This is a genomic window from Mangrovimonas cancribranchiae (genome assembly GCF_037126245.1).
GTDB lineage: Bacteria > Bacteroidota > Bacteroidia > Flavobacteriales > Flavobacteriaceae > Mangrovimonas > Mangrovimonas cancribranchiae.
Genome location: NZ_CP136925.1, coordinates 1,678,130 through 1,687,500 on the forward strand (window position 1 = coordinate 1,678,130; position 9,371 = coordinate 1,687,500).

Annotated in this window: 10 protein-coding genes (1 of these 10 cut by a window edge); 8 read left to right on the top strand and 2 right to left on the bottom strand. The window is 32.6% G+C overall.

The window, feature by feature from the left end; translation table 11 throughout:
* Positions 1-24: 24 nt before the first annotated feature.
* The 3 genes from R3L15_RS07515 to trmD all read left to right on the top strand — a co-directional run bounded on the left by R3L15_RS07515 (position 25) and on the right by trmD (position 2,979).
* Positions 25-1,473: a glyceraldehyde-3-phosphate dehydrogenase gene (locus R3L15_RS07515; RefSeq protein WP_338730903.1), complete on the top strand. Its 1,449-nt coding sequence runs from the start codon at positions 25-27 to the stop codon at positions 1,471-1,473.
* Positions 1,474-1,636: 163 nt separating this feature from the next.
* Positions 1,637-2,227 carry a tRNA (guanine-N1)-methyltransferase gene (locus R3L15_RS07520; RefSeq protein WP_338730904.1) on the top strand — a complete coding sequence of 197 codons (591 nt, stop codon included), beginning with the start codon at positions 1,637-1,639 and terminating at the stop codon, positions 2,225-2,227.
* A gap of 74 nt (positions 2,228-2,301) precedes the next feature.
* On the top strand, positions 2,302-2,979 hold the full coding sequence (gene trmD, locus R3L15_RS07525) for a tRNA (guanosine(37)-N1)-methyltransferase TrmD (protein WP_338730905.1): 678 nt from the start codon (positions 2,302-2,304) through the stop codon (positions 2,977-2,979).
* A gap of 9 nt (positions 2,980-2,988) precedes the next feature.
* Here the strand turns inward: trmD and R3L15_RS07530 are convergent, their stop codons facing one another.
* Positions 2,989-3,837 carry a TPR end-of-group domain-containing protein gene (locus R3L15_RS07530; protein WP_338730907.1) on the bottom strand — a complete coding sequence of 283 codons (849 nt, stop codon included), beginning with the start codon at positions 3,835-3,837 and terminating at the stop codon, positions 2,989-2,991.
* Between the two features lie 338 nt (positions 3,838-4,175).
* Here R3L15_RS07530 and rplS point away from each other — a divergent pair, with 338 nt between their 5' ends.
* The 5 genes from rplS to R3L15_RS07555 all read left to right on the top strand — a co-directional run bounded on the left by rplS (position 4,176) and on the right by R3L15_RS07555 (position 9,342).
* Positions 4,176-4,529 carry a 50S ribosomal protein L19 gene (rplS, locus tag R3L15_RS07535; RefSeq protein WP_338730908.1) on the top strand — a complete coding sequence of 118 codons (354 nt, stop codon included), beginning with the start codon at positions 4,176-4,178 and terminating at the stop codon, positions 4,527-4,529.
* A gap of 675 nt (positions 4,530-5,204) precedes the next feature.
* Positions 5,205-5,777, top strand: a complete 573-nt coding sequence (locus R3L15_RS07540) for a pentapeptide repeat-containing protein (RefSeq protein ID WP_338730909.1) — start codon at positions 5,205-5,207, stop codon at positions 5,775-5,777.
* A 93-nt stretch (positions 5,778-5,870) separates the two neighbouring features.
* Positions 5,871-8,093: an NADP-dependent isocitrate dehydrogenase gene (locus R3L15_RS07545; protein ID WP_338730910.1), complete on the top strand. Its 2,223-nt coding sequence runs from the start codon at positions 5,871-5,873 to the stop codon at positions 8,091-8,093.
* A 213-nt stretch (positions 8,094-8,306) separates the two neighbouring features.
* Positions 8,307-9,125: an N-acetylmuramic acid 6-phosphate etherase gene (gene murQ, locus R3L15_RS07550; protein ID WP_338730912.1), complete on the top strand. Its 819-nt coding sequence runs from the start codon at positions 8,307-8,309 to the stop codon at positions 9,123-9,125.
* Positions 9,115-9,342, top strand: a complete 228-nt coding sequence (locus tag R3L15_RS07555) for a DUF6095 family protein (protein ID WP_338730913.1) — start codon at positions 9,115-9,117, stop codon at positions 9,340-9,342. Before murQ ends, R3L15_RS07555 begins: the two co-directional genes overlap by 11 nt.
* Here the strand turns inward: R3L15_RS07555 and R3L15_RS07560 are convergent.
* On the bottom strand, positions 9,339-9,371 hold the final stretch of the coding sequence (locus tag R3L15_RS07560; RefSeq protein WP_338730914.1) for a hypothetical protein. The gene runs 462 nt beyond the window's last position; the window shows 33 of its 495 coding nt (coding positions 463-495); the start codon falls outside the window, past its right edge — the gene reads right to left on this strand; it ends in the stop codon at positions 9,339-9,341. The genes R3L15_RS07555 and R3L15_RS07560 overlap by 4 nt on opposite strands.

A 9,371-nucleotide genomic window follows, 5' to 3' on the forward strand; every position in this document is an offset into this window, starting at 1 on the left:
AAACAACACACTAAACTTTTAAAAATGAGTCTTAACGGAACTTATGAAAGCGAATTAGCTTTTCAAGCAGACAGAAGAAGAGCTACGGTAGAATTTATTAAAATTGTAAGCGATCTTTGGTATGATAAATCTATCGAATTAGTACTTTTTAGAAATCAATTAATCGATAGAAACGTAAGTCAAATTTTAAACTTACACGAATATGCTTGCGAATTTGTACAAAAGCCTATTTCAATTTTCGATTCAGTTGAAATTGCGCAAGCTATACAAACGCTAGACTTACCTCCAGCAAAATTAGATATTGGTAAACTTACTTACGAATATCATTTAGAAGAAAAAAAATACAACAACGCTTTAGCGTTTATTGCCGATAAATTAAAAGACGCTAATAAACAAGAGCCTATTCAACCAAAAGATGTTGTGTTATATGGTTTTGGAAGAATTGGACGTTTAGTAGCCAGAGAATTAATGACGCGTACGGGCAAAGGGAGTCAGTTACGATTAAGAGCTATTGTTACACGTGGTGATATAAATGAAACCATTTTAAAGAAAAGAGCCTCTTTATTAAGTAACGATTCTGTACATGGTGAATTTCCAGGAACTGTTGCTGCCGATATAAAAAATAAAGCATTAATCATAAACGGAACTACCGTCAACATGATTACTGCAAACGCTCCAGAAGACATAGATTACACTGCTTACAATATTAACGATGCCCTAGTAATTGATAATACAGGCGCTTTTAGAGACGACGAAGCCTTAGCAAGACATTTAAAAGCTAAAGGCGTAGACAAAGTATTACTTACTGCACCAGGAAAAAATGTTCCTAACATTGTTCATGGGGTAAATCATTTAGAACACAACCCAGATAAGGTAGATATTTTTTCTGCTGCATCTTGTACAACAAATGCAATTACACCTATTTTAAAAGTTATGGAAGATTCATTTGGTGTAAAAAGTGGTCATTTAGAAACTATTCACGCATATACAAACGACCAAAACTTAGTAGATAACTTCCATAAAAAATACCGTCGTGGTCGTGCTGCAGCATTAAATATGGTTATTACCGAAACTGGTGCCGGTAAAGCTGTTTCTAAAGCACTTCCGTCTTTAGAAGGTAAATTAACCTCAAATGCTATTCGTGTTCCAGTTCCAAATGGATCATTAGCTATTTTAAATCTAGAGTTAGAAAATTCAACATCGGTTGAAGGTATTAATACTATTATTAAAAAATATGCTCTAGAAGGCGATTTAGTTGAGCAAATTAAATATGAATTAAGCGACGAATTAGTATCTAGTGATATTGTAGGAAGTTCGGCGCCTTCAATTTATGATAGTAAAGCAACTATTGTAAGAGAAGATGGTAAAAATGCTATTCTTTACATTTGGTATGATAATGAGTATGGCTATAGCCACCAAGTTATCCGATTGGCTAAATACATTGCTAAAGTAAGACGTCACACCTATTATTAATGAGCAAACTTAAACTTTTAACCTTCTTAAAAGTCTAAACTCATAATTTTTACGTATATAAAAAAAGTCCTCCAACGAGGACTTTTTTATTTACTATTAATTACGCATAATATTTAATTTGTTACTTTCGCAAGTAACAGCAAAACAAACAACTATTCCAAACATGAAATCCTTAACATTATCCATTTTATTTACAGTATTTTCTATTGCCTTATATGCACAAGAAGACGATAATCTCTCTTTAAGCAGTGGCACTATAGATAATCAGTTTGAATATGTTATAAGAAAATCTAACAATTACCAACAATATAAAGTGGTAAAGAAAACTTGGCTTTATACTTTAAAAGCGCATACGTTAGACTCTTTAAAAGCATTACATGAAAATTTGGCAAAAACCCAAACTGTAATTGATAATCAATCAAAAGAAATCACAAAACTAAATGCCAATTTAAGTAATACCCAAAATACATTAAATAAAACCAATGAAGAGAAAAATAACATGGCTCTTTTTGGCATGCAAATGAGTAAAAGCAGTTACAATACATTAATGTGGTCTATTATTATCGGGCTTTTAGGATTCTTATTATTCTTTATATACAAATTTAAAAACAGTAATACCATTACTCGTGAGGCAAAAAAATCGCTTTCCGAAGTAGAAGAAGAATTTGAAGAACATAGAAAACGTGCTCTTGAAAGAGAACAAAAAGTGCGTCGCCAATTACAAGACGAAATCAATAAGCAAAAAAACAACTAAAAAAACTTTCTGCTTAAATACCATTAAAAATCTGTAATTTCGCTTACAGATTTTTTTTATTAAATAGCTTATTCATGCGTATTGATATTATAACTGTTTTACCAGAACTTCTAAAAAGCCCTTTTGAAGCCTCCATTTTAAAAAGAGCTATCGAGGCTAACTTAGTTGAAGTTCACTTTCATAACCTAAGAGATTATACAACCGATAAATATAAATCTGTAGACGATTATCAGTTTGGTGGTGGAGCAGGTATGGTTATGATGGTGGAACCTATTGATAAATGCATTACAAAGCTACAATCGCAACGCAATTACGATGAGATTATTTATATGACCCCAGATGGTGAAACACTAAATCAAGGTATTGCCAATAAATTATCATTACATGAAAATATTATTATTTTATGTGGGCATTATAAAGGTGTCGACCAACGCGTTAGAGATAAATTTATAACCAAAGAAATCTCTATTGGCGACTACGTACTCTCTGGTGGCGAGTTAGGAGCTGCTGTACTTTGCGATGCTGTTATACGTTTAATTCCTGGTGTGTTAGGAAATGAAACTTCTGCCCTAACCGATTCGTTTCAAGATAACCTTTTAGCACCTCCAATTTATACCAGACCTAGAGAATACAAAGGCATGAAAGTTCCAGAAATTCTTTTTAGCGGCAACTTTCCTAAAATTGAAAAATGGCGAGAAGAGCAAGCCTACAAAAGAACCCAAGAACGTAGACCAGATTTATTAAAAGATTAAATTGAATATTTAAGTTGATTTAATAAGCGATTGAAATTTTTTGTTATTCCTTAAATTATCAAAGTGTTTTTCGTTAAGTAACTCTTCAGTTAGTGTGTCAGATAATTGTAAGGATATTTCAATATCTCTAACGGCTTCGTCTGGTTTGTCTAATAGTGCATAAGTACAAGCGCGTTGCCAATATGCTAAAGAATAATCACTATCGTTATCTATTGCAGTATTTAGCAAGTTTAATGCCCAACGAATTTCACCAATTTCTAACAAAGCATCAGCCTTATAAGTCATCGCTTCAATATCATTTGGGTTAATGTCTAAAATTTCATCATAAATCGAAATTTTCTCTTCTTCACTTTTTTCTAGTCCTGCACGCATCCATAATGAGTGAATAGAATTGGTATTAGAAATTTCTTGTTGCGTTTCGATAATTATTTTTGAGCGTTCTACTAATTTTTTTTCTATCTGCTGTAGTCGTTTTTCATAATCTCCAGTAAGGGTTTGTATTTTTTTAGCAGTATCTATTTTTATACTCTTTTTTATATCGTTAAGTGATCGCCAACCTAATAATACTAATAAAGAAGCGGCAGCTGTAATAATGTAAAAAATATTGTTTACGGTGCTTGTTGTATAATTTATGGCTCTATCTGACGACTCTAATTTAGCTTCGGCTACTTGCTCTGTAACTTGCGCCCTTAGTTTTTGGTTTTCTTGGCGTAAACTTTTTATTTCATCAAGAATGTAACGTTCTATAAATGGCTTGTATAAAGGCTGCTCTAAACTATCTACTTGTACTTGTTGAATATTTGAAAAAGCAGTAATATATAAATTGAAAAAAACGATTGAAAGTAAGATTTTTGACATAGCTAGAAAGACGTATTTAGTGTCTGTGTTTTTATTACAATACAAAATTTACATAAATATTTGACTGTGCAAATTTTGTTATCTAATTTTTTTAAGTTTGTAGCACTATAACCACACTTATAGTTAATCTTCTTTTTAATAAATATATTAAAGTATTGTAGCTAGCTAACCTCTAGAACAAAAGCTTTAACCTTATGCTTGTGAAATAGAAACGCTAAAAAACTTTCACTTAAAGCTTTTAACTTGTTACTTTTTAATTATCTTTGCACTCAATTTTGGACTAACCTCTGGCGAAAATCGTGCATGTTATTTCGAATTAACAACAAAACATTAAAAACATGGAGTCTTTAGTAAAATACGTACAAGACGAGTTTGTAGCAAAAAAAGATTTTCCAGAATTTTCAGCTGGAGATACAATTACAGTTTATTACGAAATTAGAGAAGGTGACAAAGTTCGTACACAGTTCTTTAGAGGAGTTGTAATCCAAAGAAGAGGAAGCGGTAGTACAGAAACGTTTACCATTAGAAAAATGTCTGGAACAGTAGGTGTTGAGCGTATTATTCCTATCAACATGCCAGCTTTACAAAAAATTGAAGTCAATAAGAGAGGTAAAGTACGTAGAGCTAGAATTTACTACTTTAGAGGTCTTACTGGTAAAAAAGCAAGAATTAAAGAGCAAGTACGCCGCTAATTTCTTGTTGAAAGATTTTCAAAAAAGCCTTGTAAATACAAGGCTTTTTTTATTAACAAAAGTTAACAACTTAAGTTCATAAGAAGTTGATAACTAAACATATAAAAAGTTTTATTTTAAGTAAAGGCAACGTATATTAGTACAACAATTAAACAACAACATTTGTGTTGGTCTTAATTTTAGGTTTATGTTTAATTAAATAAAGTAACGTTCTTTATTATAATTGTTTTTCGAGGTTTTAAGACAGTATGTGTAGGCATATGGGAGTTAAAAAACCATGACGTTTTTAAAAGTAGTACATGCTTCGCAGGTACAAACTAGAAAGACTGAAAGTTTCCAAGGTAACACAAACGAAAGTAAAGGTTAAGATAGGAAACAATGCTTTTAAGTTTAAATAGCACGCAAGTGACATTTAAATAAAAAAGGATCAAGAAAGCAATTACATGAAACATCATACTTCATGTCAATACATTTTGAAAGAAGTAATGTGTTTCAAATTGAAATAGTGAAACTTGAATTGAAAAGAACGATAATTAACGTGAGTTAATATCGGTCGATTTAGTGAAAACTAAATAGGTCACGTAGTAACTGTTTCGAAGAAAGCCATGTCAAGGTAGAGTTTTCTACAATGATATGGCTTTTGTTTTTCCTATCTTTACCATTTTTAAAAAACACATGGATTTACCTTTTATTTCAGAACAACATTTTAAAAGTCAAAACTACTCTACCAACAAAATATCTAAAGCAGAATACGATAATTGCACATTCGAAGACTGTGATTTCTCAAATTCAGATATTAGCAACAATGTTTTTTTAGAATGCACTTTTATTAATTGTAACTTTAGTAATTGTAATGTTACCCATACAAGCTTTAATCACGTTGATTTTATAGACTGCAAATTAACGGGCGTACAGTTTAACACTTGTAATGCATTTCTATTAACGTTTAGTTTTAATAACTGCTATTTAGAGCTAGCATCTTTTCAAGACTTAAAAATACCTAATACACAATTTAATGATTGTATTATGCATCAAACCGATTTTAGCAATACAAACATCTCAAAATCAATACTAAACCATTGTGATTTAAAATCGGCTATCTTCGAAAATACAAATTTAGAAAGCAGCAATTTAAGTACGGCTTACAACTATAAAATTAACCCTGAAAGAAATAAAATAACTAAAGCTAAATTCTCAAAAGAACAAGTCTTAGGATTACTCACACATTATAAGATAATAGTAGAATAAATGCTTTAAAACTACAAGTTCAAACCACTTGATTTTATTATATTTGCAGGACTTAAATTAAATTTTGTTTAACTTCACAAAACATTATATAAAATGGCAAAATCTCCAACTATTTTTTATACCAAAACAGATGAAGCTCCAGCATTGGCAACGCATTCATTTTTACCAATTGTAAGAGCATTTACAAAATCGTCTGGTATTAATATAGAAACCAAAGACATCTCGTTAGCAGGCAGAATCTTAGCTACTTTCCCAGATTTTTTAAATGACGATCAAAAAGTAGAAGACGCCCTTGGTACTCTTGGAGAATTGGTAAAATTACCAGAAACAAATATTATTAAATTACCTAATATTAGTGCTTCAGTTCCTCAGTTAATGGCAGCTATTAAAGAACTTCAAGACAAAGGGTTTAATATTCCTAACTATCCTGAAGAACCACAATCTGATGCCGAAAAAGACATTAAATCACGTTACGATAAAATTAAAGGTAGTGCTGTAAACCCAGTACTTCGCGAAGGAAACTCAGATCGTCGTGCACCAAAAGCAGTAAAAAACTTTGCTAAGAAAAACCCACATAGTATGGGGGCTTGGAGCTCAAACTCCAAATCACATGTAGCAACTATGGAACAAGGCGATTTTGCTCATACTGAAAAATCGTTAACACTACCAGAAGCTACCAATATTAAAATTGTTCATACTGATGACAATGGAAATGAAACCATTTTAAAACAACCATTTCCTATTCAAAAAGGAGAAATCATCGATGGCTCAGTCATGAGTAAATTGGCTTTAATAACCTTCTTAAAAGAACAAGTTAAAGAAGCTAAAGCTAAAGATATTCTTTTTTCATTACATATGAAAGCAACCATGATGAAGGTTTCCGATCCTATCATCTTTGGCCATGCTGTAAAAGTATTTTTTGCCGATGTTTTCAATAAATATGCTGATGTTTTTGAAGAAATTGGTGTAGAAGAAAACAATGGACTAGGAAACGTGCTTTCTAAACTAGAAGAACTTCCTTCAGATAAAAAAGAGGAGATTTTAAAAGCCATTGAAACAACCATTGAAAATGGCCCAGATTTAGCAATGGTGAATTCCGATAAAGGTATTACAAACCTTCACGTCCCTAGTGATGTTATTATTGATGCCTCCATGCCAGCAATGATTCGTAATTCGGGACAAATGTGGAATGCCCAAGGAAACACACAAGACACCATAGCTGTAATACCAGATAGTAGTTATGCTGGCGTTTACACAGCAACTATAGATTTCTGTAAAGAAAATGGTGCTTTCGATCCTACAACAATGGGTACCGTTCCTAACGTGGGACTTATGGCACAAAAAGCTGAAGAATATGGATCTCACGATAAAACTTTTGAAATCGTTTCAAACGGAACCGTAAAAGTTATTGATGATGCTGGAAATACTCTAATCGAGCATACTGTAAAGGCAGGAGACATCTGGCGTATGTGCCAAACAAAAGACGCACCAATTCAAGATTGGGTAAAACTAGCTGTAACAAGAGCGCGTGCATCGCAAACTCCAGCCGTATTTTGGTTAAACGAAAACCGTGCTCACGATGCCGAGCTAATTAAAAAAGTAAATACATACTTACCTAACCACGATACATCAGGATTAGATATTAGAATCCTATCGCCTATCGAAGCAACAAACTTCACTTTAAAACGTATTAAGAAAGGAGAAGACACTATTTCGGTAACAGGAAATGTATTGCGTGATTATTTAACCGACCTATTCCCTATTCTAGAAGTAGGAACTAGTGCCAAAATGCTATCAATAGTTCCATTAATGAATGGTGGTGGCTTATTTGAAACTGGTGCCGGCGGATCTGCTCCTAAACACGTACAACAATTATTAGAAGAAAACCACTTACGCTGGGATTCACTTGGTGAATTTTTAGCATTAGCTGTATCTCTAGAACATTTAAGCGAAACCTTTGGTAATGCTAAAGCAAAAATTTTAGCAGATGCACTAGATGACGCTACCGAGAAGTTATTAGAAAACAAAAAAGGCCCTTCTAGAAAAGCAGGAGAACTTGATAATCGTGGTAGTCACTTCTATTTGGCTATGTATTGGGCAGAAGCCTTGGCAAATCAAGACGAAGACACCGATTTAAAAACCGAGTTTACCCCTATCTATAAAACACTCTCAGAAAATGAAAATGCTATAGTAAATGAATTAAATAAAATTCAAGGCAAACCAACTTCTATTGGAGGTTATTACGAACCTGTCGAAGAATTAACATCACAAGTCATGCGTCCAAGTCAAACACTTAATAATATAATAAACGCATAACAATCAATATAAAGCTCCTTTAATTAGGAGCTTTTTTTTTGGGGCGTTACCCTAACGGGTCATGCTGTTCGCTATATCTCACAATAATATTGTGAGGATGTCGCTACCATCACTAACGCAAAAACGTATTCAAAGTTCATTATTTAAATTCACCATAATAACTTTTTAACGTCCTTGTCGTACTCTTTACTTATTTAACTGTATTTTTAACCTATGGAATTTACAAGAACAACCGAGGCCGATTCTAATTATAATCATCTAGATAAAATGTCAGTAAACGAAATACTGACAAACATTAATAATGAAGATAAAACAGTACCTAACGCTGTAGAAAAAGCCATTCCTCAAATAGAAACCTTAGTCAATCAAGTCGTAAACAAACTTAGCAATGGTGGTAGATTATTCTACATTGGTGCAGGCACAAGTGGTCGTTTAGGTATAGTTGATGCTTCAGAATGCCCACCTACTTTTGGTGTTTCTCACGATTTAGTTATCGGGCTTATGGCTGGTGGAGATCAAGCTATAAGAAAAGCTGTAGAGTTTGCTGAAGATTCAAAAGAACAAGCCTGGAAAGACCTTTCTGCTTATAGTATTTCAGAAAAAGATATTGTTATTGGTATTGCTGCATCTGGAACAACACCCTATGTTATTGGTGGATTAGAAACATGTAACAAAAAAAGTATTATAACCGGATGTATTACTTGTAATAATAACAGTCCTCTAGCATCGGTATCGAAATTTCCCATTGAAGTTATAGTAGGTCCAGAGTTTGTAACAGGTAGCTCTAGGATGAAAGCAGGAACAGCACAAAAATTAGTTCTAAATATGATTACAACAGCAACCATGATACAATTAGGACATGTAAAAGGAAATAAAATGGTCGATATGCAACTTAGTAACAATAAGCTTGTAGATCGAGGAATAAAAATGCTAATGAAAGAGCTAAATATCAATAAAGAAAAAGCAGCATCTCTACTTAAAAAACACAAAAGCGTCCGTTTAGCCATTCAACACTATCACAATGGAAACTAAAAGAACTAACAAAGAATTGCTATTTAAAGGCCTAAAAAAAATGGGGATATCCCTAATTGGTATGTTTTTAGGTCCTACATTACTCTATATTGGTTTTTCTAACCCAGATAAACCATTATATATACCTATTTTAATTGTCGCTTTTATTATTTGTGGACTAGCAATTTTCTTTGCTTTTAAAGGGCTAAAAGTAATTATGGATAGTATGTTTAACTAAGCTCTTTCTTCTATAACTGTTGTAGGATT